Raw genomic sequence first — 25,294 nt, 5'->3', positions numbered from 1 at the left:
TCTAAAAAATCCTTTTAAAAAGAGTATAACCTCTGATTTATAGACATGTGTAGCAATGATCCCGCTTAATATTTGTATACATTGCAAATTTTAAATGACCTGGTATTTTGCATAGAGACTGTTAGTAGTTAGTGGTTAGTTGTTAGTAGCAAAAACGAAAAAAATCAATAAATTCAAAGAGACTATTTGTCACCAAAAAACCTGAATATGATCGTAAGCAAGATTTTTTATGACTACTATGTAAATATTGTCACAATTTTATATATAGTTAAATAGAATAGACAAATAGTATCTATCAAAAAAATATCAACAACTACTAACCAACAACTACTAGCTACTAACCAATAATAAGGAGAGTCATTTTTTGGTACGCGTTCGAGTCCGTCAGCACGTTAATCCACTAGCACAAAAGTATCAAACACCAGCCAATCCTCTAGACTGGGAAAAAGTTTATACAAAGCCAAAGCAACCACTGCACTTAGATATTGGTTGTGCAAGAGGACGATTTTTATTGCAAATGGCTCAGATAGAACCAAGTTGGAATTTTCTGGGTTTAGAAATTCGTCAGCCTTTAGTAGATGAAGCCAATAGATTGGGCGATGAGTTAGAACTACAAAATTTGCACTACTTATTTTGTAACGTCAATAATTCCTTGCGATCGCTTTTATCAACTTTCCCTCCAGGAACTTTACAACGTGTTAGTATTCAATTTCCCGATCCTTGGTTTAAAAATCGTCATGCAAAACGACGGATTGTACAACCGGAACTAGTTGCAGAACTCTCAGATTATTTGATTCCAAGGGGAGTTGTATTTTTACAATCAGATATAGAATTTGTCGCCATAGAAATGTGCGATCGCTTTGCTGTTCATCCTAGCTTTCAAAGACAAGGTTCGGGAGGATGGTTAGCAGAAAATCCCCTCCCAGTTCCTACAGAAAGGGAAATAGCTACTCAAAAAAAAGGTGAACCTGTCTATCGTGCTGTGTTTGAAAGAGTTATGATTTAAGAATTTTAGTTCTAATCTCATATTAAAAGATCAAAATTAGTTCATGTTTGGGAGGCATAGCAAATGCAGATTCAACAACGTTATTACACCCCAGAAGAATATCTAGCATTAGAAGAAGTAGCAGAATTTAAGAGTGAATATTGGGATGGAGAAATAGTACCAATGGCAGGAGGTTCAATCAACCATAACCGTATTGTTGGGAATGTATATACTTACTAAAATTTAATTTACATCGCTAACATTTATGAAAGCGTTGATTTTAGCCAGAAGAATTTGATTAACCTTTAATCAACGGCAGCGTTACTGTAAACGTTGTACCTACTCCCACTTCACTATTAACTGTAATTTCCCCTCCATGTGCCTCCAGACACTTTTTCACAATTGCTAAACCCAAACCAGTACCAGGAATTGAGCCAACATTATTAGCACGATAGAAGGGCTGAAAAAGTTGTTTTTGATCTTCTAGAGGAATACCAATACCTTCATCTTTAATATTGAAAATGACAGTTTGATTTTTAAACCTCAATTCAAAATAAACAATACTATCTGGACGCGAATATTTAATAGCATTACTAAGTAAATTTCCTAAAATATGCCGCAATAAATTTTCATCGCTCAATATTTCAGTTGGTTGTCCAGTAGCGGTAAATACAACTGTAATATGTTTATCGACAGCAATTAATTGTGCTTCTTCAACTAGTTGACGACAAAAATCTTGTAAATTGAGTAAAGTAAATTCTCGCTCAAGCCTACCAGAATCAGCTTTACCCAATAGGGAAGCCTCATCCAATAGTTGGGTCATATTTTTAATTGCAGAACGAATAAGCTTGTAATGATTCAGCTTTTTTTCTGTAGATAGTTTGTCACCACTGTTTTGTAGCAAACCCGCCGCCAATAAAATGGTATTTAAAGGACTACGGATGTCATGGGAGAGCATAGAAACAAATTCGGATTTAAACTGATTGAGTTCTTGGGCTTTGACTAACTCTGCTGTTCTTTCTTCTACCCGAATTTCTAAGGCGTGATTGACTGCACGTAAAGATTCTAAAGTGTGCTTGCGCTCGATCGCATATTTTAAAGCACGAATTAGTACTTCTACATTTACCTGTCGCTTGACTAAATAATCTTGCGCTCCCTGGCGTACTGCTTCTAAGGCAAGTTCATCATCGTTAGTATTTGTTAATACTACAATTGGTACAGTAGGAGCTTGACTAATCAACGGTGCAAGAGAAGTTAATCCTTCACTATCTGGTAAAGTCAAATCCAACAGAATTACATCAAAATCACAGCTGATCTCATTACAATTACTGAGTAAGGACAAAGCATCTCCTAATCTCTTGACGTTGAGAAGAGTAAATTCATGAGACTGGGCTTGCTTAAGAAACTCTTGTAACAATCTAGCTTCCGCCAAATTGTCCTCAATCAATAAAATTTTGATTGAGCTTGCAATCATAGTGTGGTTTGGGTATTGGGGAAGGGGGAAGGGAAGACAAGGGGGACAAGGAGGACAAGGGGGACAAGGAAGAATTTCTCTTTAATATCTTTTCCTAATTCCCGATCCCCGATCCCTGAGCCCCGATTTTTTTTACTCTGATGGTAAAGTCACGGTAGATAACCAAAAATCTTCTATTCCTTTGACGATTTGGAATAGTTGACTGAGGTTGCGAGATTTGGTGATGTAGCAATTCACATGCAAGTCATAGCTATGGAAAATATCTTCCTCGTTGTGGGAAGTTGTCAGCACGACTACAGGAATGCGTTTCAGCTTGGGATCAGTTTTAATCTCCGCTAGAACTTCTCTACCATCTTTTTTGGGCAGATTCAAATCTAAGAGGATCAAATCAGGGCGGGGTGCATCAGCGTACTCGCCCTCTTGGCGCAAATAAGCCATAGCATCCATACCATCTCTAACAGTGATAACCTGGTGTGGTATCATGCTATTTTTCAAGGCTTCTTGAATCAGACGGATATCGGCTTTATTATCTTCGACCAAAAATATGGTTCTGTGCTTTTCGTCCGTTTCTGCGCTCACGATCGCGTCCTCCCACCGGAATAGTAAAGTAGAATGTTGCACCCTCACCAAGTTTCGATTCTACCCAGATACGTCCCCGATGACACTCAATAATTTTCTTACAGATAGCTAGTCCCATACCAGTACCTGGGTACTCATCCCGCGTATGCAGGCGTTGAAAGATGACAAAAATGCGATCGCGAAACTGTGGATCAATACCGATACCGTTATCCCGTACTGAAAATAGCCATTCGTCTTCTAAGCGAGAAGCACCAATATGAATTTCTGGCGCTTGATCACTGCGGAACTTGATAGCATTACCAATCAAATTTTGGAACAATTGCATCAACTGAGTTCCATCAGCCATGACGGTTGGTAACTGATCATAAGTAATCACAGCACCCGTTTCGCTAATGCGTTTCCGCAAATTAGTTAAAGCGCGTTCTAAAGCTGTTTCTACATTTGTCAGTTCAAATTCTATTGCTTGCATATCTACTTTCGAGTATGCTAGCACATCATCAATTAACGTCTGCATCAAGCTAACTCCCTCGACGGCAAAAGTGATAAACTCTTTTGCATCTTCGTCAAGCAATTGCTCATAGCGCATCTCCAGCAATTGCACGTAGTTTGCTACCTGATTTAGCGGTTCTTGCAAATCATGGGAAGCAACGTAAGCAAACTTTTTCAATTCCGCGTTGGAAAGTTCTAAATCATGCGCTAACTGTGCTAATTCATCTGCTTGGCGCAGTACAATATTGACGATTGCTTTGCGCAATTCTAATGCTGCTTTCACTTCCACAGCTTGCCAACGTAAAGAAGTTAAGCGAACCGTTTCTTTCCACAATTCAAAAGATTTACGTGGACACAAGCGCGTATTTCCATCGGAAGTATTCACCTCAAATGCCCGATTTGGATCACCACCCCAATTCACAGTTTGAATGACTTCAGGGCGGAACCACAACACATAATTCTGTTTAGAAATTGGAATTGCTAGTAAACCGCTAGCAACATTTTTAAAATTTTGGGCATCTGGATAAAGACGCGGCAGAGAATCAGTATAGAATACTTCTTCTTCTACATTATTTTTTAGCCATTGGACTAAAAAATTCAAATCTTCTTCTTTGGGAGTTTCACCAATTAAAGTGTAATTACCACCAAAACAGATTGCTGCACCTTGGGCATTAGTTAAATCTAGTAAATTTGGTTGATGTTTAACTAATCCATCAATAAAGTTTTCTTCTTGGGACATATATTCAACCAATGCTGATTGGATATATGTCAGCCGCATCCGATAGTCATAATCTTCAGTTTCTTCTCGGTCTGCAAGTTCTGAAAAAATTACTCTCCCCAAGAATTCGCAAGCTTTTCGCATCTCGTAAGAGACGTATTTAGGCGTTTGGTGATGACAAGCAATTAATCCCCAGAGTTTACCTTCTTTAATTAAAGAAATTGTCAAAGAAGCACCAACACCCATATTGTGTAGATACTCAATATGGCATGAATAAGGACTTCTCAGGATAGAATTTGTTAAATCTGGGCGACGCTGGCTTAGAGGATTAATAGCAGGGAAAATTTCTACAGGATCAGCATGAGTATCTGGAATGATCCTAATCCAATTAGAAGCAAATAATTTTCTTGCTGGTCTAGGAATATCTGACTCTGGATAGTGTAAACCCAGATAAGATTCCATAATTGCTAATTTTTCTTCAGCAAGCACAGAACCATGCCCATCATCATCAAATTTATATAGCATCACTCGGTCAAATCCTGTGACTTTTCGGACTTCTTGCACAAGAATTTGACAGAAATCGTGGAGATTTGCCGTTTCTTCTAATTTATTAATAGAAGCTCTTGCTAAATGATAGAAACTTAAAAATGGAATATTTTCTTGAGAAAAAGCAAGTTCTAATTCCAAAATCAAAAATCCATCTGCACTGCGGTGGAAGATGCCGTCAAATACTACATACTCATCACCCTTAACTCTTGCCCAAATTTTTGTGGGATTAATCATATCTAGACTTTCTTGTAAAAGTCCAGCTTTAATTTTCTCAATTTGAAAGGGATCGAGTAAATCTTCTAATTTTTTTTGCAGCATATTTTCGGGAGTAATCCCAAAAACATCGTAAGTATTACTGCTGACTTGCAAAATATTTAACTCTGGTTCTTCTAAAACCAGAAGCACTCCGTGGGGTTGAATTTGACTAATAGTATGAATTGATGGTTCTTTTAAGCTTGTCAAGTTTAAACTTTGCAATTCAAATTCCATTACCATCACGATCTTCCTCTTTCCTTGTGGATCATCAAATCTTTCACGATTACGTTTAACATTCTAACTAGACTAACTTTTGTAACTTCTCTTTTAATCGCAGTTATAGTTAGAGCCAGACAACAGGACGAAAATCTTCCTAAATTTATCAAGACAGAAAATTTTGCCTAAAAGATAGACTTTTGATTTCCTGATCTGCTTTTACAGTACTTCCCAATCACATTGCGTTCTCAGTCTAACAAACAGAACAAAAGTATTTAGCTAAAAAAGATTAAAAGTTGTTTATTGTTACACCTATAAAATATGTAACTTGATTGATTTGTAGTAAGTTTTATTTCAATTATTTATTATTTATTACATGCATTTCAAAGGCTTACTCTAGAGGTGTAATAACACAAAATCTCACCATAAATGAATATAGATAAAACATCTGTGTTTATCTGTGTGCATCGGTGTTCGTTATAATCACCAATTATTGGGTATAGCCACAATATCGCCCGCAATTTACTTGCGGGCGAGTCTAAAAATCTAAATCCAAGAACTAAACCACATCCGCAATTTATAAGCGTGAGGCGAAAGAGGTAAAGCTAAATAAAGCGGTAGCCAAAAAACAAAAGCCGTCAAAATCATAAAAGTAATAGTGACACCAATAGCCCGGAGTAGCTTGTAATAACTACAAAGACATTGATCTACAAACCAAGCGATCGCCATAAATGCGAACACTACAGCTGTCATGTAGTGATAAATGAAAAGACAGCGAGTTACCCCTACCCAAGGCAGCAAATTGGCAGCATAATTTAAGATTAAATATAAAGCAATCCAAGTATCAACAGAAAGTGTTGGTGTGACGGTAAAACGCTTTTTCTTAACCAGAAAATTTATAGCTTGCCACCCTAACATTACTAATAACAATACAAGAGCAATGACACCAAACCACCACAAAAAGGGATTCCCCATTGCATGGACATCATAAATTACTTCGCCGCTACCCGTGGGCAAAGGCGGACCAACTACAGGTAGAGGATCTTTGGGACTAATTGCTGTTTGGTATAAATACGCCATTGGTCGAGTCAGTAAAGGCCATTTATACCAAGCAGCGCAGTAAGGGTGGACTGTAGGATTGTTACCACCTAAACGCTCATGAAACAACAAAATTTGTTGATGAACTTGGATGAAATTATATCTTTTATCTATTAATAAGTGAGGAATCCAAATCAAACTGTAGATTAATACTGGGATAATTCCTAAATAAAATCCCAAACTCACAAAATTTAGCTGCGTCAAATTTTGTAATGGAGAATTTTCTGGTTCACGTTCCCATAAATTAGGGCTTTCTCTGGAAGTATTTGCCTTACTAATTCTTCCTATTAGTTTCCATCCCCAGGCAAAAATCCAGATCACATAAGTACCCAATAAAAACCATAAACCGTTCCATTTTGTCGCAGCAGAAGCACCAAAAGCAACACCAGCTAACACTAGGTAAAGCCTACGTTGTTGTCTTTGATTTGCCAATGCTAATAATAATAACCACTGTCCTAATAATCCAAAGACAACTATATATATATTGATCAGAGCGTAGCGAGACTCGACGATAAATATACCGTCACAAGCTGTAAACAAACCTGCTAGTAAAGCAAAACTACGACGATAACTTAATTGATAAGCAATTCCTATGATAATTAAGGGAATAAACGAGCCAAATAGAGCATTAATCCAACGATAACTCCAAGCCGGACGCAATGCACCTGTTAACCCATTAACTTGATCTTTCCACAAGGGAATGCGATCGCTAATCCACATTCCCAACGCAATTATCAGTTTACCTAAAGGTGGATGACCATCAAAAAAGGGAGTGTGGGTCAGATATTTATTGGCGAATATAGCATAGTAAACTTCATCAAAAACAAGATGACCAAATCTCCCTATTCCCCAAAACCGCAGGGAAAGCGATAGAAGAAATATACCTACAATGCCTATCCAAAACCATTTTTTAGTCATTGGTCAATGGTTAGTGGTTGGTTGTTGATGGGTAGAGACGCGAGGAACATCGCGTCTGTACATTAGTAGTTAGTGGTTGGTTGTCCCCCTTTCCCCTTTCACCGATTTCCTAATCCCTATCCCTCTACTTTCGCCACTTCTAGCATGGTCTTTAGCACAGAATCAGGATTGAGACTTATTGAATCAATTCCTTGTTCCACCAAAAACTGAGCAAATTCTGGGTAATCACTAGGCGCTTGTCCGCAAATACCTATTTTGCGATTATGCTTTTTCGCAGCTGCGATCGCCATTTTCACCATTCGCTTTACCCCCTGACTGCGTTCATCAAACAACCGTGCTACTAACGCTGAATCTCTGTCTATTCCTAGCGTTAACTGAGTTAGATCATTAGAACCAATCGAAAAACCATCAAATACCTCAGCAAACTCCTCGGCCATTATGACATTATTAGGTAATTCGCACATTACATAAACTTGCAATCCATTCTCACCCTGTTTTAGACCATTTTTTGCCATTTCTGCCAACACTAACCGTCCTTCATCAGGAGTGCGACAAAAAGGAATCATGGGAATAATGTTCACTAAACCCATTTCTTCCCGGACTCTTTTGATTGCCTGACACTCTAAAGCAAAGCCTTCGCGATACCCTTGATCATAATAGCGTGCTGCCCCCCGCCAACCCAGCATAGGGTTTTCTTCTTTGGGTTCAAATTGTCTACCACCGAGTAAATTTGCATACTCATTACTCTTAAAATCTGACATTCTCACAATTACTGGCTTGGGATAAAATGCTGCTGCAATTCTGCCAATACCTTGCGCTAATTTATCAACAAAATACTGCGGTTTGTCATCGTAAAGAGCAGTGATTTCTGCTATTTTTTCTTTGACAAATTGGTCTTTTACTTGGTCATATTTAATTAATGCCATCGGATGAGTTTGAATATGATTGGCAATTATAAATTCAGTCCGTGCCAAACCAACCCCATCGTTGGGAATAGCAGATAAACTAAAAGCTTCCTGGGGATTACCCACATTCATGAAAATTTGGGTGCGAGTACGAGGCAAGTCTTCCAAAGCAACTTCTTGCACATCAAAAGGTAGTAAACCTGGGTAAACTTTTCCTTCTTCTCCTTCAGCACAAGAAATCGTCACCTCTTGACCAGTTTTGATCACTTCCGTAGCATTACCACATCCGACAATAGCAGGTACACCAAGTTCTCTAGCAATAATTGCGGCGTGACAGGTGCGTCCCCCAGAATTTGTGATAATTGCACTAGCGCGCTTCATAATTGGTTCCCAGTCGGGGTCAGTTCTATCTGTTACTAAAACTTCCCCTGGTTGGAATTGGTCAATTTTACTAACTTCGGAAATGACTCGTGCTTTACCTTGACTAATAGCCGAACCAACAGCGCGTCCTGTTACCAGAGGATGAGGTGTAGACGCGCAAGCGGCTTCCCGTAGGGTAGAGGTGATGGGGTGATGGGGTGAAAGTTTGTCTTCACCTCCCCAACTCCCAACCTCCCCATCTCTCAATCGGAGTTTATAAGTCCGCAACAAATTCTGACTTTTCTGAGATTGCACTGTTTCTGGACGCGCTTGTACAACAAATAATTCGTTGGTAATGCCATCTTTTGCCCACTCAATGTCCATTGGAGTGTAGACACTGTTAACTTGGGAATAATGGTCTTCTATCAAACAGGCCCAACGCCCTAGTTGCAAAATCTCATCATCTGTAAGGGCAAATTTATTTTTTTCGCTAGTTGTAACTAGGACATTTTTAGTAAATTTAGAGCCATCATCATAAATCATTTTTAATTCTTTGCTACCCAATTTTTTATCAATAATTGAGCGGAATCCTGCTTTTAATGTTGGTTTAAAAACATAATATTCATCAGGATTCACTGCCCCTTGGACAACATTTTCTCCTAAACCATAGGCAGCTGTAATTAGTGCTGCATCTTTAAAACCTGTCTCAGTTTCGATGGTGAACATTACCCCAGCAGATGCTAAATCAGAACGCACCATTTTCTGTACACCGACGGCGAGAGCGATGTTAAAGTGATCAAAACCTTTAATGTGACGATAAGAAATAGCCCGATCAGTAAATAAAGAAGCAAAGCATTTATGACAAGCTGCTAAAACTCCCGCAGTTGTGGTGACATTGAGGTAGGTTTCTTGCTGTCCAGCAAAACTAGCATCGGGTAAATCTTCGGCGGTAGCGCTAGAACGAACCGCTACATCTGTATCTACGTAGTACTGTTGACACAGAGATTGGTATGCTTGGGCGATCGCATCTCGTAATTCTGATGGAAATGGTGTGTGTATCAGTAGCGATCGCGCTTTTTTACCTCGTTCCCGCAAGTTATTAACATTATCAACATCTAAGTCAGCAAACAATTCGCGCAACCGTGTTTCTAACCTAGCAGACTCAATGAAATAGCGATAAGCATAAGCAGTGGTAGCAAACCCCATTGGCACATTCACACCCTTGGGTGTTAACTGCTGAATCATCTCACCCAAAGATGCATTTTTTCCACCAACTAGCTGTATGTCATTAATACCAATTTCATTGAACCAGAGAATGAGCGATCGTTCTTTGGTAGTTAACTCAGAAGTTTGTTTTATAACTGTAGACACCAGTATTTACTCCTACTAAATTCTTGGATTCCTGCTCAATAATCATGAGTAATTGAGTTTATCGATATATGATAATCAGTCTCTTTATATTTCGTAATTTACTCCATAACTTATTGGGGATCACTATGTCGAAAGTTATAGCGTAAATATTATTTAAATTTATGGTTTAATTTTGCATTTGATAAATTATCAAGGTTGGGTGACGTGAAAACCTCATTTTTTAAAAATGGTGGATGAAACGTTACGTCACCCGGTAATAGATAATTGGTAATGGCTAATGGTACGAACTTGTTCTACTTTTTCCAATGATCACTTGACAATTACCTTCACGTCTCTACTCAATTTTCATCAAGTGTAAATCCGAAATGACATTTATTAATGCTGTATATACATATAAATGATCTTTTGCTTTATCTGGTGGATAGCTTATGTTTGAGCGTTTTACAGAAATCTACAATAACAGTATTGAAATTTTTGCAAGAAACAATTGCAGGATTAGCATTTACAAATACATTAGTTACGGATTGTAACCACTTGTTACTAAAAATAGCTAGTTTTTTTGATTTATGATAATCATTAAGTTTATTACTTATTGTAGCTTAGTAAATATTTGACATTATACAAAATAGGGAGTAAGAATAAATCACTAAGATTACTTTATATTTCGTAGAGTAAAAATTTAAAATTAACTAAAATTATCCTATATATATGTAATGCCAGATATCTACTTTTACAACCAATCAACAACTTACTAGATAAAATAACTTACTTATCTATTAATTATCATTATATTGATTTATGATAAATAACCAAGATAGCAAAATTAAATTTCCTCAAGGGCGTACGGCGTTTATTATTATCCACGGCGTAGGTGAACAAATTCCTTATGAAACAGTAGATTATTTTGCCCAAAATTTAATTAAACATTTTGAAGGACAAAGTTTACCTATCATGTTAGAACACTTAATTGCTAAACGAAGATTACCAAATGGTAATCCTTGGATAGAAAGCTTTGTACGTGTTAGCTCTGCTGAACTGCAACCAGATGATTTTATAGATATTCATGAATATTACTGGGCAGCTGATACGGAAAATAAAATTAGTGTACCAGAAGTATTGCAATGGACAGAACAGACACTAGAAGGGACAATTGCATTTTATAGTCGAGAGGAAAATCAAGATAAATTAGACGAAATTTTGAAAGAAAATAAATGGAAGAAGTTTTTTAAATATCGCTTACGTTGGCTAACTATATTTTTACGTCTATTTAATATAGTATATCCTTGGTTAAGATTGATTGTTTGTATATTACTGCTGTTATTAAGCCCATTTCTTCATGGTCAATTTCTACAACCAGCTTGGAATTTGAGTAAAAAACTGGTTACTCCTTTGCTAGTTAATTTTGTGGGAGATGTTGCTATCTACACTACTACTAATGTAAAATCTCCTTACCATAAAATTCGTAGACAAATACTAGCAGAATCATTAGCATTGCTAAAAGCTATTCTCAAAGATAAAAAAGTAAATTACGACCAAGTAATCATAGCTGGGCATTCTCTCGGTAGCTGCATTGCTTACGATACCTTAAATCTTTTATGCATAGAAGCAAGTCTATCCAAAGATAAAGGCAAAAGTTTACTGGTTGATAAAATTACAGGCTTAATCACTTTCGCATCTCCATTAGATAAAATTGCTTTTTTCTTTAGAGAAATGGCACAGCAACATCAATATATTAGACAAAGAATTTTAGAACACTTAAATTCTTTTCGTGTGAAGCCTTTATATGTTCAGCTAACTTCATACTTGACTAAAAACCCAGTCGAATGTCAACTAGAAAAAGTTCGCTGGGTCAATTATTATCATTTACAAGATCCGATCAGTGGTCATTTAGATTATTACAACAGTTTAGATAACGTTTTACTGGAATATGAAACTTACTGGGGAGAAAAAGCACATTTAGGTTACTGGACAGATCCAAATTTCTACAAAGATATTGCTCAACGCTTTCTAGAATCTAAAAATGAGTAGTACAGTTATTCATTAGACCTCTTGCAAAAGCAATTTTCCAAGAGGTAGGGTAAAGGTTAAAGGGCAAGGGTTAAAGGAAAATTCCATTTCTTTCATCCTGCCCTTTGCTCCTAATCCCTACTGTACGAACACCTTGAGTTTTCTTGAGAGAACTCCACCTTACCCTTTGATCAATGGTATAACTTACGGCAAGACCTTCGCCGCACATAGTATGTCCATATAAAGTTTAGTGATTGATGGTTTGTAAGAACATTAAGAATAGGTTATTCACCTACAAATTCAATGATTACTACTTATAAGTCATTTTTAATTTGAACCTAACAATTAAGGACTAATGACTTCAGGCATTGGTAAACTACCCAATAACACCAGACAACGGAGGGAAAATCATGGGTAAGTACGACAAATTTTTTGAATCAGAAGAGGTATTGGAAGAATCACTCACTCCCAATGAAGCAGTCGCAGCAGTCGCTGTTGTGACTGCAATTGCTGATTCTTCCATAGAAGATGTGGATGCAGATCTATTAACGGATATTCTCTGGGGATTTGAGGTTTTTGACGAATATTCCGATGATGAATTACTAGAAATGATCGATAAACTTCTAGCGCTTGCTGAAGATGAAGGAGTCGGAACACTTTTTAATACTGCTTATGAATCCTTGGATGATGAATTAATACCAGATGCCTTTGCTGCGGGGGTGAGTATGCTGGTAGATGAAGAAGAATTGCGTATCCCCAGGGGGAAAACAACTCTACTCAAAAAACTACAACAAGCCTTAGAACTAGAAGATGAAGAAGCAAAGGAAATTGTAGACGAGGTTATTGCTGCTTTTGAAGAAGCAGAAGACGAAGAAGAATTACTAGATGAAGACAACGAACCATTACTAGAATCAATGTCTAGCCAGCAAATATATGAGTCACCTGCTGGTAATTTTGTAGTCCCTGTTCCATCTCGCCTGCAACAAGGTGCTAAGATTGATACCCAAGAAGGAGTAGTGACTTTTTCTGATGATCTTGGTTCCTTATTCCGAATCGATTATAGCCCCTTGCCTACTCAACAAATGGATGACATGGAAGCTGTGGGACAGGAGGAATATTTAAGGTCTATTCTTTTGAACAAGTATGTACCTAGTGCGATCGCATCTAATTTACCAGATGCTTCTGTGGATAACACGGAATATCTACCAGATGTATTAGAGGGTGCTTACTTTGCATTAGTAAATATGCCTGAAGGTTCAACAGTTCCCAAAACCGGAAACAATGGTACTGCCGTTAAATGTGATGCCTATCGAGGACTGTTAGTATTTATTGATGGAGACTTTTTGTATATAGTCAGTAGCCAACGCAGTTTTTGTGATGGTGAAACTCCCAAGAGTGTCAAACAAGAAGCCCAAAATCTTAAGCAGCAGATTATCAGTTTCGTGGATACTATCGAGTTTACTTAGTTTTAGTAGGCGATCGCACTCATATATTCCGATTCAGAAGGTGGTTTGTTGTGAAAGTCGCCTTCTGTTTTTGCTTAGGAACACGGAGGGGAGGTGGGGAGATGGGGAGATGGGGAGTGTAAGGGGTGTGTAGACACGCTCATAGGCTTAAGGTAAGGGTGGGGTGTGAGGGGTGTGAGGAGTAGTAACCATTAAAAACTAACCACTAACTACTAACGTACAGACGCGAGGAACATCGCGTCTCTACCCACTAACTACTAACCAATGACAAATGACTAAAAAATTAACAAATGATTAACAAAAAGTCCTAAACTGAAGATTGCATTGTGTATAGTTTTGAGCTTGACGAATCACCTGTGCGGAAAATAGTAATTGCCGGAAACTGGAAAATGTTCAAAACCCAGGCAGAGTCCCAGGAGTTTTTACAAGGATTTCTGCCTACCTTAGAAGATACCCCCCAAGATAGAGAAGTGGTATTGTGTGTACCTTTTACTGATTTAAATCTTTTATCTAAAAGTTTGCATGGTAGCCGTGTACAACTGGGGGCGCAAAATGTCCATTGGGAAGACAGTGGTGCCTATACGGGTGAAATTTCCGGACTGATGTTGCAAGAAATCGGGGTACGCTATGTAATTGTCGGTCACAGTGAACGACGACAGTATTTTGGGGAAACGGATGAAACCGTCAATTTACGCCTGAAAGCTGCTCAAAAGCATGGTTTGACCCCGATTTTGTGTGTAGGCGAAACCAAACAACAACGAGATGCGGGGGAAACAGAATCACTGATTATCAGCCAACTAGAAACAGACTTAGTGAATATCAATCAGAGTAATTTGGTAATTGCTTACGAACCGATTTGGGCGATTGGTACTGGTGATACCTGTGAAGCCAGTGAAGCCAATCGAGTCATCGGTGTTATTCGCAAGCAATTAAAAAACCCTGATGTGCCGATTCAATATGGCGGTTCAGTCAAACCGAATAATATTGATGAAATTATGGCTCAGCCAGAAATCGATGGCGTGTTGGTGGGAGGAGCAAGTCTAGAACCTGCAAGTTTTGCCCGAATTGTGAATTACAAGTGAATTACAAGTACTAAGGTGGGCAATGCCCACCTAGCCTGGTGAAATGACAACCAACTTGATTATTCGCGATCGCTGTTTCGAGTGGGGACGGCGGACTTATTTGATGGGCGTTTTAAATGTTACGCCTGATAGTTTTAGTGATGGTGGCGAATTTAATGCGATCGCTTCTGCTTTAGCCCAGGCGCAGACGCTCCAAGCAGCTGGGGCAGATATGATCGATATCGGCGGTCAATCAACCCGGCCTGGGGCAGAACAAATTTCTGTGGCTGAAGAACTCGACCGTGTTTTGCCAGTGTTACAGGTCTTACGCCCGGAAATTTCTCTACCAATTTCTGTAGATACCACACGCTCAGAAGTAGCGATCGCTGCACGAGAAGCAGGTGTAGATATAGTTAATGATATTTCGGGAGGCATGTTTGACCCAGAAATGCTACCATCTGTAGCCAAGTTGGGCGTACCAATTATATTAATGCATATGCGTGGAACCCCCCAAACTATGCAAAAAATGACTGATTATCAAGATTTAATCGGAGAAATTGGCAATTTTTTCTCAGAACGAATTGCAACAGCAATAGCTACAGGTATTGATCAACAAAAAATTATCATCGATCCTGGCATTGGTTTTGCCAAGAACTACGAGCAAAATTTAGAAATTTTTCGCCGCTTGCCAGAATTACGAAAGCTGAGTTGTCCGATTTTGGTAGGACCATCGCGTAAAAGTTTTATTGGCCGTATCTTAAACCAACCAGACCCGAAAGCTCGTGTCTGGGGAACGGCAGCAGCATGTTGTGCTGCTATCTTTGCAGGAGCTGATATCCTCCGAGTTCACGATGTCAAACAAATGCATGATATTTGCTTAGTTGCAGATGCAATTTTTCGACAGTCGTGACTATTTATTGTTTGTTAGTAGTTGATTGTTATTCGTTGGTTGTGATTATGACAAATAACTAATGACTTTTTTATACAGAACCATTTTCTGATTTTTTGTTATTACCTTCTTGATTTACTGTCTCTGAGATTAAATCCATCATATCAGAAGATTTTCCAGGGTCTACAAACACAACTTTGGCATTTTCGCTTTCGCCTAATCTGTAACTGGCATTTATATAATCTTGTGCTACAAGATACCGCAAAATCTCCTTGTTTCCAGGGTTATTACGTAAAGCTTCGGAAATGATTTCCATCGATCTCTTGGTTCCTTCTGCTTTTTTAACTGCGGCTTGCCGTTCCCCTTCTGCTTCTAAAATAGCAGCACGACTTTTAATTTCAGCAGCTCGCTGCTCTTCCATCGACTTCCGCACACTTTCAGGTAGGGTAATACTTTGAATATCTACACGAATAACTTCTACTCCCCATTTTGGTGTAATTCCATTTAAATGATCTAATATGGCTCTATCTATATCAGCTCGGGAGACATTCGTTTCTTCCAAGGTGTGTTGAGCAAGGATTTCTCTAACAGTAGTTGTAGCCAATTGCGACAGTGCAATTTGCAGATCTTCAATCTCGTAATAGCTTCTCTTAATATCTTGAATACGCCAATACACTACTGCATCAATTTCTACGTAAATATTATCTTTAGTGATAATGTTTTGGGGTTTGATGTCTAAAATTTGTTCTCTTGTCGTATCCTCCATCACAATTTGATCCAGTAAGGGAATAATAAAGTTTAGACCTGGGTCAAGTTTGCGATGATATTTGCCTAAACGCTCTACGAGGGCTTCATTTCCTTCGTTAATTAATTTAGCAGAGCCTAAGGCATAGCCTATAAGCACTAAGACTATAGCAATGATTGGTTCCATATATGCTCCTAATTAAGCTTTAAAGGGATTTACTTTTTACTTTAAGGACTTAATTCTAATCTGTCCTACTTTTGTGTCTTTATAATTTGATTATGGTTGAATGTGTAAGTTAATAGCACAAGCAGAGTGTTCAAGCAAGATACTTGAGCAAGAAGCAACGCTATTAAAGCACTTTCGCAGCCATAGTTGCAAGCGCTAATTTTTTGATTAAATTTACCGAGTAGTAGGGTGTAGGAGTATGGGAAGATTTTAGGATTATTAGAATTAAACTCTCCCCATCTCCCCACCATCTAGTTTTCCCCTTTCACTGACTCACTAGCTTCAGCCACGGTTTAAGATTGTCTGGTAATTCTGAAACAAGACTTAACGGCAGTTGTGATGTGGAGAAAGATTGAGCGTAAGCTGGTGTCAGAAATGGTTGATAGGTTCTGGCTTCTGGTGTCTGTTGTTTGATAAACGCTAAACTTACACCTTGCAGCAACTGACGTAAAGCTTTAGTTTCTTCACCTCGCCGTTCTCTAACAATAGTAGTAGCATCACTAGCCTGATAAGTAGGATCGCCAATACTCAAGTGTGTACCACCAACAGCACTAAGTAAGTATTTTTCGCCTCCTAATTGGCTAAAGGGTGTGATTTGATGCTTAAGTGCGGGAGTGAGAGCATCTTCGGTTCCAGTTAAAATAAGAACTGGTTGTTTGACTTTAGCTAAGCCGTTTTTACCAAAGAGATTGCCAACAAGAGGATTAAGAGCGATCGCACTTTTTACTCTTTCATCTTTGAGCCGCAATTTTCGTTCTGGTAGAGAAGCAGCTGCACATTGCAACCAATCACCAGGAGCTTGGCCAATACCTAAAGAATCTTTGCAGAATTGCCGCAATTGTGGCAAGTCAACCTCTGCTCCTAGCAAAGCTAAAGCAGTATAACCGCCTAAAGAATGACCGATCACAATAACTTTATCTGTATTTAATTTTCTTTGCAATTGTCCCGGTTGCCTATCTAGTTTCGCCAGTTCATTAAGTGTAAAACTGATATCCTTAGGTCTATCAATAAATTCAGTCTCTGGTAGTAACCTCTTCAGATTAGGTTGATTTGAGGTTCTACTAATAGCTGTAACATTGCTACCTGGATGTTCAATCGCGGCGACAGTGATACCGTAAGAGGCAAGATGACGCGCTAGATATCCCAAAAATTTACGATTTGCCCCAAATCCGTGAGAAATTACAACCATTGGATTTTGGCGATCGCTACTACTCCAGTAAATATCTACAGGTATAGTACGATTTCGTTGTCGGTCTTGCAGGACGAATGTTTGTTGCTGGACTGTTTGCTTTCCAGGGGCAGCTGGATTGAAATTGGTTTGTATGGGTGTGCTATTTTTGGCAGTTGATTCCCGTGATAACACTGCTCCAAAAATTTGACTTTGCCAGTAGCTGGGGTTTAATTCCAGCGCCACAGAGATTGCTTGAGATGCGTCTACTGTCACATTTTCTTGGGGGTAAGCCCGTAAAAAACCCAGCGCACTCAAACCATTAACTTGCCGCAGTGCTAAGTTGAGGGTTGCTTGCAGACTTTCGGCGCTACTACCTGGGATAACTGCTGTCAACGATGAGATAAATTGTTTGCCTAATGGGTTTTGTTTTAATTCTTCGATGAATTTGTCAGCAACAGCTGGATCTATTTCCAGACGCTTTGTTAGCAATTCTCTAATTTGAGGTGTCAGTATAGATGAAAATATTTGCAGATTGTCTGGTAAATCTCCGGTTTTGGCAAATTTTTCTAAATCCGCGATCGCCACTGACTGTTGAAATGGCCCTAAGCGAATAGTAACTGTTTCTGCCCCTAAAGTTGCAGGCATTGCTGCACCCCAACTCAAAGCTAAAGTCAGGCTACACAGTAATGACTGCCTCCAGGATACATAACGTCGCTGTCTGCCAAGCTGAAATTGCATACTAGTTACTAGTTATATTTATCAGTTCTCAGTGATCAGTTATCAGTTATCAGGCGTATGGTAAGGAATTTTGACTAATTATTCCTTGATGATACAAAGATCCAGAAATTGAACTGATAACTGTTTACTGATAACTGTTTACTGTTAAAACCCAGTGAATATGGATCTGATAATACCGAAGACAGTACCTATAGGATTGAAGATCGCACCAATGGTATCACCAGCTATAGCTGGATTAGAACGCTTAATAATTACAACGTCATTATTGCGAAGTATGGGGTTGGTTTTCTCGTTAATTCCTGCGGAGAAATCCATTTTAACTCTACGCTTAGTGACAGAACCATCAGGATTGAGACGAATTAAATCCACGACAGAACTTCTCGCTCTCGCATCATTAAACCCACCTGCTGCGAGTATAGCTTGATTCAATGAGCTATTAGGCAGAACTTCCACTCTTCCTGGATTTTTAACTTCCCCTACCACACCAACTTGAATGCGTGACGGAGACAGAGTAGTGGTTGCTAGTTGCGTAGCTTCTGCTGGGTTGACTTCGGTAGCGGTGGGGATCACAATAGTATCACCATCTTGAACAATGACGTCTTGATTAATATCACCACTTTGCAGCAATTGCCAGAAATTGACTCTAATTTGTTGCTCTGTACCAGTTCTTGTTGGTCGGCGAATAACTATATCGCGAATATTAGCTTGTGGTGTAATACCGCCTGCTAGTTGGATTGCTCGTGAGACAGTGGGTTGACCAGAAATAGCTGGCGCATTAGTTCCAGTTGTGGTTCCAGTGCCTGCACCTTCTGCTTGTCCTTGTGTAACAAGGTATGTGCCTGGTCGGTTAACCTCACCAGTTACTGCCACTGATCGGGGTTTGGTGATATCAGCAGCAAAGCTAGCGGCGGATATGTTACGGGCATCTGCCAAATTCAAGTCAGTCGCTGTTGGCACAAAAACAGTGTCGCCATCCCGAAGAGTAACGTCTTGCGGTAAAGTGCCTGTTTGAATGTATTTCTTTAAATCGAGGGTGATGACTTGTTCTGGGCCGTATCCTAACTTGCGTCGTAATTGTACTTTGCTGATGTCTGCGGCTTGAGTTACCCCTTGAGCGGTTGTCAGTGCGGACATCACGGTTGGATATTGCACACCAGGATCTTGACCTGCGCCTCCTGATAAGCTGAGACTATAAGCTCCTGGTCGTGACACTTCTCCAGCTACAGTCACATTAATGGGACGAGGTGATAACAGATTCACTGAGATGATGGGACGCTTCAAATAAGTTCTGTAAGCACACTCGATAACGTTAGCAGCTTGCTCTGTTGAGAGACCCTGAACAGGGACAGTGCCAATGAGAGCTAAATTGATTGCTCCACCAGGAGGAATGGTATATTCTCCAGTATATTCCTCGACTTCAAAGACATTAACACGGATGCGATCGCCTCCGCCTAATGTATAACCTGAGTACGAAGCTTGTGTATTTCTACTGTCAGCCAATTCTTGGTCTAAGCACTGTTTCACAGTTGGTATCTGTGTTTGAGCCATGACCGCAGGTAAGAAGTTTGTCAACGCTAGGGTGAAAAACAGTAACCCTGCCACTGGCTGATTAAAAAGTTTCCACAAACTTGTGTTAAGCATATTTACCTGAAATACCATGAGTAAAGCACTGTCTTATCAGTTTATCGTTGACTATACTTAAATATTCGAGTTCCCCAATAATATTATTTTCCGAAAAAACCGTATTCTTCAGAAAAGAGATTGTATGTGCTATTTGAATTTTTAATGAAGCTAATTTCAAGCGGATTTTTAAAAAACTCTAGAATTATGAAAATTATGTGGTAATAATTACAATCAATTTACTTGGTGGTTAGTTATTATTGGTTAGTTGTTAGTTGTTATTAGTTGCTGGTTAGTTTTATTAATTAATGATTAGTTGCTATTAGTTAGTAGTTTATTTATGATATAGCGACGATTGACGACTGACAATTGACCTTATTTTTTATACTTTTGCATCTGTTGCATAAAAAACTCTTCTAGAGATAAACGTGACAAATTCATACTAATCATTTGACCACCCATGAGATTCAGACTTGCAAAAAAATCATAAGCATCACCTTGCAAGTCACCTTGCCAATAACCATTAGATACAAATTCTAGATTAGGAACCCACTTTTGTAGAATTTCCCAATCACCACCTTGACCTTTAACCTGATATGTGTTGTATGTTCCCAAGAGTTCATTGAGAGAACCAGAACAAATTAATTCACCTTGAGCAAGAATAGCAATGCGATCACAAATTTGTTCTACTTCACTTAAAATATGACTATTGAAAAAAATTGTTTTGCCTGCGGCTTTCAGCGATAGAATGATTTCCCGCATTTGTAACCGTCCTACCGGATCTAACCCAGACATAGGTTCATCTAAAAACACCACTTCTGGATCGTTAATTAGCGCTTGTGCCATACCTACACGCTGTAGCATACCTTTGGAGTAGCGACGCATTTGCTTATAACGAGCATCAGCTTGCGATAAACCAACTAATTCTAGCAATTGAGGAATGCGTTGATGTTGCAGCTTTGCAGGAATTTGGAATAAGTCGGCTGCTAGCTGAATAAATTCCCAACCCGTAAGATAGTCATAAAAATAGGGATTTTCTGGTAAATAACCAATACGTTCTTTGACTGTGCGATCACCCAATGGTTTACCTAAAAGTAATCCTCGTCCAGAGGTGGGACGGATAATACCTAGTAACAGTTTTAATAGCGTGGTTTTACCAGCACCATTTTGTCCCAGTAGCCCAAAGGTTTCTCCTTTGTAAACAGTTAAAGAGCAGCTTTTGAGAGATACGACTTTTTGATTCAAAAAGAAACCAGTCCGGTAAACTTTTCGTAGTTCAGAAGTGAGAACCACTGGTGTCTGTTCTTGCGTATGTGAGGGAAAATCAGTAGTATCTGCAACAACTTTCATTTTCGGTTATTTAGTGCTAAAAGTTACATTAAAAAATAACTACTATTTTAAAACATCCTGTAGCAAAAGAACTAGATAGCCTGGAAGAAGGCACAGGACAGTCCCAATGAAAAAATTTCACCCCATCCTATCGGACACCCCTCTGGTGAACTCGCGGAAAGGGGAAGGGGGGTCCTGGGGAACTCGGGGGTCCCACTCCCCTAAGGGAGTGGGGATTAGGGGTGAAGGGGCTGTTCTTGTGAGGTTACTTTCAACTCAGATGGCAGAAGAAACAAGAGTATGGGGATTCAAACCCAAGCAATTGTAGACGACAGGATGGCAATTCAAACGTTGCTGCCTCTTGTATTGCCGGGAGGATGATAATATTAACCGCGATAAGTATGCAGGTACAGGGCGAAAATCCACTTTCTACAGTGATCAGTTATCAGTTACCAGTTATCTATCACTGCTCACTTTTCAATGATGTTGATGAATCCAACGCAGAATTAGGTATGAAGCGATCGCGATGGAAAATTCTCTAAAATTGCAACTTTGTTACTAATGAAAATACCAATCAAATTTTTATTTTATCCAGAGGTTTTGCCCAAACTAATTTAGCGTTTTTTACTGACAAAAGCCTCTGGATTTTATTGGGAACGTGATTGTCATAAATAAATTGCCAAAGCTAATGGTGAAGAGTTTTAATTAAATCAAGTTAAGTGCCAGAACAGTCATGCTGTCATTACTCTTAACCATGAATAATTAGCAATAGGCTGTAATATCTTCACCACATTCATCTGCAAGATAGCAAAGAGCTTTGAAACGTAGACCAACAACTTCTTCATAAAGAGGATTGAGTTTACACATTGGTGGAATGTGGAAAAGTTTCTGGCCAAATACTACAACATCACGTTCAAAAGGACATTGAGCAGGAATAAGTTTACATAGAAAATGGGCTAGTTTAGCGTTATGAACATTAATAGATTCTAACCATTCACGCATAGGAGATAATAAGTCGCGTCTTGTTTGGATTTGAGTAAAGCTAGTCATAATTGTTTTCCTGAAAATTTAAAATTTGTATATTGGTTGAGTTGGCTTTTTGAACCTTTTCCTATATATGTATACAGTTTGGTTCTTGAGTTTTATGCAAAATTCTTGCAAATTTTTTTTGGATTTGAGATATCGCTTTTGCTTTATCTCTCTTCTTTAGGTACACATTTAACTACAAACTCTAAAAACAGGCTTCCGGATCAACTCACGCATTGATGAAAACTTTGCGTTACACTGGGAAAACTTCGCTCTCAAGTTTCCCACTCATCTATATTGTCTAAATTTAGACAGCGATCGCCTTCATCCAAGGGAGTCACCCAATCGGGTGATTTTATTAAGTCAGTGAACAGTAAACACATAGCGAATTACCTGATAACTGATAACTGATAACTGTATAATTAATGGGGTAAATATATCCACTTCTATCAAGTACTTGCTCAAACCTTACAAAAAAATTCCGTCGTCTTAGCTACTGTCGTTAAAACAAAGGGTTCTGTTCCCAGAGAAATTGGTGCTAAGATGCTCATCAGTAGCGATGGTAAGACCTTTGATACAATCGGCGGAGGTGCTGGTGAAGCTAAAGTTTATCAGCAAGCATTGCAAGTATTACAGACAGGCGAAAAGCAGTTTGTAGAAATAGATTTATCTGGTGCATCACATTCACAAACTCAGGGTGTTTGTGGTGGCACAATGCTGGTATGGTTGGAACTATGGTCGGGTTATCAAGCTCTTGAATTAGTCAAGCAAATTTTAAAAAAATTAACATTAGAGCAAACAGCAGTCTTAATTACGCCCTTTACTCCAGATCAAAAACCATATCTGACAACAACACAAACCCTAAATTCACCACTAATACTACGAGATCAAGCTTTCATAGAACTTTTATCACCACCACCAAAGCTATTAATTAGTGGTGCAGGACATATAGCTATTCCTTTGTCGCAAATTGCAAAAATAGCGGGTTTTCAGGTAATTGTCCAAGATGATCGTCCAGATTTTGCGACAAATCAGCGATTTCCAGAAGCTGCAATTGTACTTGCTAAACCAATTATTGCTATTCAAGAAATTTTAAATAATGTATCTGATTTATATGTTGCTTTAGTCACTAGGAGTTATGTACAAGATTTAACAGCTTTAAGGTTGATATTGAATTACCAACCTAAATATATCGGTATGATTGGCAGTGAAAAACGAGTCCATACTGTGTACAAAATCTTACAAACTGAGGGCTATTCGGAAAAATTGTTACAGCAGATATATGCGCCTATAGGCTTAGATATCGGTGCTTTTACACCAGAGGAAATAGCTGTGAGTATCTGTGCAGAATTAATCAAAGTGCGACGTGGTGGAAGTGGATTGTCACTGTCAATAGTCAATGGTCAATTGTCAATAGTCAAGAAGTTAGGGAATCATGAAGTATCTCACTAAATAAGCGAATAGCGAATTTCGCAGAATTTGTGAAATTTACGAAGTGTATACTATAAAAATATTCTTAGAGATGGAAGCGCGATCGCATTGTTATCTGTAGCTTAAATAAAAAGATGAAATGCGATTTGTATGTTGAAAAAACAAATTTTTCAAACACACATATTGAATATAGCAATTAGCTTGATAGGATGTTTCGGAATTAATTTTTTAATATCTTCCCCAGCTTTTTCCCAAACTCAATCAAATTCCCGTACTTACATTACTCCCAGTGGAAATATTATCAATATTGTCCAACCCAACAATATAAAAATTACCTCAGATGGTGAACGAGTGATCACCCCTGCTGGTAGTGTCACAAGCAGTACGGGTTTTATTATCAATCCAGATGGTTCCTTAACTAATTCCTTTGGCACGATTATCACCCCCAGTGGTGTAATTATCACAAGCGATCGCCAGCGTATCCTTACCCCTGTTGGTGGCGTCAACACCAAAGCCGATTATATTATTAATCCTGATGGTTCCTTTAGTGTCCCTGGTGGCCCGACTATTACCTCTGGTGGTTTGATTATTACCAATGATGGCAAACGTGTAATTACCCCTAGTGGTAGCATCAATAGTAATGTTGGCTTTACCACCTTTCCAGATGGTTCCATTGCTACCCCTGGAGGTAATATCATTACCCCAAACGGAGTGATCATCACCCCTAACGGAGAGATAATTGGCCCTGGTCGTCAACGCAGACGTTCATAACCAACAATTTGTAATTATCCTTGCTGCGGGTAGTTCCACCCGCATGGGTACTTGTAAAACCACACTACCTTGGTGTGAAGGTAAGACATTATTAACCTACCAGCTAGAACAGTGGTTAATAGCTGGTTTTACACCTGTGGTAGTGTTAGGTTCACACAATCACCACAGAGGAAGTGACTGTCCTGCTGGGAGTTTGGTTGTAATTAATCCTGATGCAAGTGCTGGGAAAACAACTTCTATTCTCGCAGGATTACAAAATATTCCAACTAATGCTGAGATATTAGCAATTTCTGCTGTTGATCAACCCAGAAAATTACAAATTTATCAGCAACTTTTACAAGCACACAAATATAATTCAGCCTTAATCACTGCACCTATATATAAAAGTAAAATCGGTCATCCATTGTTATTTGCCAAGGAGATACGACCAAACTTGGAAAATATACGCGAAGCAACTTTAGGTTTACGTCAACTTATTAAAGAGTTTTACTCATTAATTTGTAAAGTAGATTTTGACGATCCAACAGTTTTGTTAGATATTAATACACTCGAAGAATATTTAAAAGCAGCTATAGTCTTCCTAAATCATGCATGAGAGACAAGACCACCAACTTCTTCAAAAAGTCAGTTATCTGGGCTTGACAATATTATTTTTTTAGTTAATAAAACTAATCTTTTCATCAATCCAAATATTAGTTTGCTACGGAAATACTTGATTTTTGAAGTTTATTTATAATCTATTCTAATCACATATCACTAAGTTAAAAGTCTTCAGGAACAAAATCATGTAGTTTTGCATCATAGGTAACATAAGCTGTTAATCACTACTACTATTGAAAGTAGCTAAACTACATAATAATGATGTGGAATAAATCTACATAACCTTACTTTCAGCATC

General features: G+C 38.6%; 19 protein-coding genes and 1 pseudogene. 10 read left to right on the top strand and 10 right to left on the bottom strand.

Annotated features, from left to right (window positions below; translation table 11 throughout):
• Positions 1–364 precede the first annotated feature (364 nt).
• Both trmB and RS893_RS17445 read left to right on the top strand, forming a co-directional pair.
• Positions 365–1,006 (top strand): tRNA (guanosine(46)-N7)-methyltransferase TrmB, encoded by a 642-nt coding sequence (trmB, locus tag RS893_RS17450; protein WP_315786019.1) that lies wholly within the window; start codon positions 365–367, stop codon positions 1,004–1,006.
• Between the two features lie 63 nt (positions 1,007–1,069).
• Positions 1,070–1,222: pseudogene (locus tag RS893_RS17445) on the top strand (Uma2 family endonuclease); the annotation flags it as partial.
• A 61-nt stretch (positions 1,223–1,283) separates the two neighbouring features.
• Here RS893_RS17445 and RS893_RS17440 read toward each other — a convergent pair.
• From RS893_RS17440 to ppsA, 5 genes are all read right to left on the bottom strand, one after another.
• Positions 1,284–2,459, bottom strand: coding sequence for an ATP-binding response regulator (locus RS893_RS17440; RefSeq protein WP_315786017.1), 1,176 nt, complete (start codon positions 2,457–2,459; stop codon positions 1,284–1,286).
• Positions 2,460–2,591: 132 nt separating this feature from the next.
• Complete coding sequence (locus RS893_RS17435; RefSeq protein WP_026086174.1) at positions 2,592–3,038, bottom strand: response regulator; 447 nt, start codon at positions 3,036–3,038, stop codon at positions 2,592–2,594.
• Entirely contained in the window at positions 2,986–5,289 is a 2,304-nt protein-coding gene (locus RS893_RS17430; RefSeq protein WP_315786004.1) for an ATP-binding protein, read from the bottom strand. Before RS893_RS17430 ends, RS893_RS17435 begins: the two co-directional genes overlap by 53 nt.
• Before the next feature lie 522 nt (positions 5,290–5,811).
• Positions 5,812–7,281, bottom strand: a complete 1,470-nt coding sequence (locus RS893_RS17425; RefSeq protein WP_315786001.1) for a dolichyl-phosphate-mannose--protein mannosyltransferase — start codon at positions 7,279–7,281, stop codon at positions 5,812–5,814.
• Between the two features lie 116 nt (positions 7,282–7,397).
• Complete coding sequence (gene ppsA / locus RS893_RS17420) at positions 7,398–9,917, bottom strand: phosphoenolpyruvate synthase (protein WP_315785998.1); 2,520 nt, start codon at positions 9,915–9,917, stop codon at positions 7,398–7,400.
• Positions 9,918–10,715: 798 nt separating this feature from the next.
• Here ppsA and RS893_RS17415 point away from each other — a divergent pair.
• From RS893_RS17415 to folP, 4 genes are all read left to right on the top strand, one after another.
• Positions 10,716–11,945: a hypothetical protein gene (locus RS893_RS17415; RefSeq protein WP_315785996.1), complete on the top strand. Its 1,230-nt coding sequence runs from the start codon at positions 10,716–10,718 to the stop codon at positions 11,943–11,945.
• A gap of 389 nt (positions 11,946–12,334) precedes the next feature.
• Entirely contained in the window at positions 12,335–13,390 is a 1,056-nt protein-coding gene (locus RS893_RS17410) for a tellurite resistance TerB family protein (protein WP_315785992.1), read from the top strand.
• Between the two features lie 356 nt (positions 13,391–13,746).
• A complete protein-coding gene (gene tpiA, locus RS893_RS17405; protein ID WP_315792007.1) occupies positions 13,747–14,472 on the top strand; it encodes a triose-phosphate isomerase in 726 nt (241 codons plus the stop codon).
• Positions 14,473–14,515: 43 nt separating this feature from the next.
• A complete protein-coding gene (gene folP / locus RS893_RS17400) occupies positions 14,516–15,361 on the top strand; it encodes a dihydropteroate synthase (protein ID WP_315785989.1) in 846 nt (281 codons plus the stop codon).
• A gap of 70 nt (positions 15,362–15,431) precedes the next feature.
• Here the strand turns inward: folP and RS893_RS17395 are convergent, their stop codons facing one another.
• The 4 genes from RS893_RS17395 to RS893_RS17380 form a co-directional block, all read right to left on the bottom strand.
• Entirely contained in the window at positions 15,432–16,271 is an 840-nt protein-coding gene (locus RS893_RS17395; RefSeq protein ID WP_315785987.1) for an SPFH domain-containing protein, read from the bottom strand.
• A gap of 304 nt (positions 16,272–16,575) precedes the next feature.
• The gene (locus tag RS893_RS17390; RefSeq protein ID WP_315785985.1) at positions 16,576–18,219 is read right to left on the bottom strand and encodes an alpha/beta hydrolase; all 1,644 of its coding nucleotides are present in this window, start codon (positions 18,217–18,219) and stop codon (positions 16,576–16,578) included.
• 144 nt (positions 18,220–18,363) lie between these two features.
• Positions 18,364–19,860: an SLBB domain-containing protein gene (locus RS893_RS17385; RefSeq protein ID WP_315785982.1), complete on the bottom strand. Its 1,497-nt coding sequence runs from the start codon at positions 19,858–19,860 to the stop codon at positions 18,364–18,366.
• Positions 19,861–20,214: 354 nt separating this feature from the next.
• Complete coding sequence (locus RS893_RS17380) at positions 20,215–21,189, bottom strand: ABC transporter ATP-binding protein (RefSeq protein WP_315785979.1); 975 nt, start codon at positions 21,187–21,189, stop codon at positions 20,215–20,217.
• Between the two features lie 380 nt (positions 21,190–21,569).
• Here RS893_RS17380 and RS893_RS17375 point away from each other — a divergent pair, with 380 nt between their 5' ends.
• On the top strand, positions 21,570–21,710 hold the full coding sequence (locus tag RS893_RS17375) for a hypothetical protein (protein ID WP_315785977.1): 141 nt from the start codon (positions 21,570–21,572) through the stop codon (positions 21,708–21,710).
• Between the two features lie 220 nt (positions 21,711–21,930).
• Here the strand turns inward: RS893_RS17375 and RS893_RS17370 are convergent, their stop codons facing one another.
• Positions 21,931–22,218 carry a Mo-dependent nitrogenase C-terminal domain-containing protein gene (locus RS893_RS17370; protein ID WP_315785975.1) on the bottom strand — a complete coding sequence of 96 codons (288 nt, stop codon included), beginning with the start codon at positions 22,216–22,218 and terminating at the stop codon, positions 21,931–21,933.
• 414 nt (positions 22,219–22,632) lie between these two features.
• Here RS893_RS17370 and RS893_RS17365 point away from each other — a divergent pair, with 414 nt between their 5' ends.
• From RS893_RS17365 to RS893_RS17355, 3 genes are all read left to right on the top strand, one after another.
• Positions 22,633–23,646 (top strand): XdhC/CoxI family protein, encoded by a 1,014-nt coding sequence (locus RS893_RS17365; RefSeq protein WP_315792006.1) that lies wholly within the window; start codon positions 22,633–22,635, stop codon positions 23,644–23,646.
• Positions 23,647–23,775: 129 nt separating this feature from the next.
• Positions 23,776–24,396: a hypothetical protein gene (locus tag RS893_RS17360; protein ID WP_315785973.1), complete on the top strand. Its 621-nt coding sequence runs from the start codon at positions 23,776–23,778 to the stop codon at positions 24,394–24,396.
• Positions 24,365–24,991, top strand: a complete 627-nt coding sequence (locus RS893_RS17355) for a nucleotidyltransferase family protein (RefSeq protein WP_315785971.1) — start codon at positions 24,365–24,367, stop codon at positions 24,989–24,991. Before RS893_RS17360 ends, RS893_RS17355 begins: the two co-directional genes overlap by 32 nt.
• Positions 24,992–25,294 lie beyond the last annotated feature (303 nt).

It is taken from the genome of Fischerella sp. JS2, assembly GCF_032393985.1.
Taxonomy (GTDB): Bacteria; Cyanobacteriota; Cyanobacteriia; order Cyanobacteriales; family Nostocaceae; genus Fischerella.
This window is presented reverse-complemented; position numbering and strand designations above follow the sequence as displayed.

What these genes read in the sequence shown, in the direction of transcription:
- RS893_RS17440 (WP_315786017.1), bottom strand. Translation starts at nt 2,459, where the DNA reads ATGATTGCAAGCTCAATCAAAATTTTATTGATTGAGGACAATTTGGCG.
- RS893_RS17430 (WP_315786004.1), bottom strand. Translation starts at nt 5,289, where the DNA reads ATGGTAATGGAATTTGAATTGCAAAGTTTAAACTTGACAAGCTTAAAA.
- RS893_RS17425 (WP_315786001.1), bottom strand. Translation starts at nt 7,281, where the DNA reads ATGACTAAAAAATGGTTTTGGATAGGCATTGTAGGTATATTTCTTCTA.
- RS893_RS17415 (WP_315785996.1), top strand. Translation starts at nt 10,716, where the DNA reads ATGATAAATAACCAAGATAGCAAAATTAAATTTCCTCAAGGGCGTACG.
- RS893_RS17410 (WP_315785992.1), top strand. Translation starts at nt 12,335, where the DNA reads ATGGGTAAGTACGACAAATTTTTTGAATCAGAAGAGGTATTGGAAGAA.
- folP (WP_315785989.1), top strand. Translation starts at nt 14,516, where the DNA reads ATGACAACCAACTTGATTATTCGCGATCGCTGTTTCGAGTGGGGACGG.
- RS893_RS17395 (WP_315785987.1), bottom strand. Translation starts at nt 16,271, where the DNA reads ATGGAACCAATCATTGCTATAGTCTTAGTGCTTATAGGCTATGCCTTA.
- RS893_RS17390 (WP_315785985.1), bottom strand. Translation starts at nt 18,219, where the DNA reads ATGCAATTTCAGCTTGGCAGACAGCGACGTTATGTATCCTGGAGGCAG.
- RS893_RS17385 (WP_315785982.1), bottom strand. Translation starts at nt 19,860, where the DNA reads ATGCTTAACACAAGTTTGTGGAAACTTTTTAATCAGCCAGTGGCAGGG.
- RS893_RS17380 (WP_315785979.1), bottom strand. Translation starts at nt 21,189, where the DNA reads ATGAAAGTTGTTGCAGATACTACTGATTTTCCCTCACATACGCAAGAA.
- RS893_RS17375 (WP_315785977.1), top strand. Translation starts at nt 21,570, where the DNA reads ATGCAGGTACAGGGCGAAAATCCACTTTCTACAGTGATCAGTTATCAG.
- RS893_RS17370 (WP_315785975.1), bottom strand. Translation starts at nt 22,218, where the DNA reads ATGACTAGCTTTACTCAAATCCAAACAAGACGCGACTTATTATCTCCT.
- RS893_RS17360 (WP_315785973.1), top strand. Translation starts at nt 23,776, where the DNA reads ATGTTGAAAAAACAAATTTTTCAAACACACATATTGAATATAGCAATT.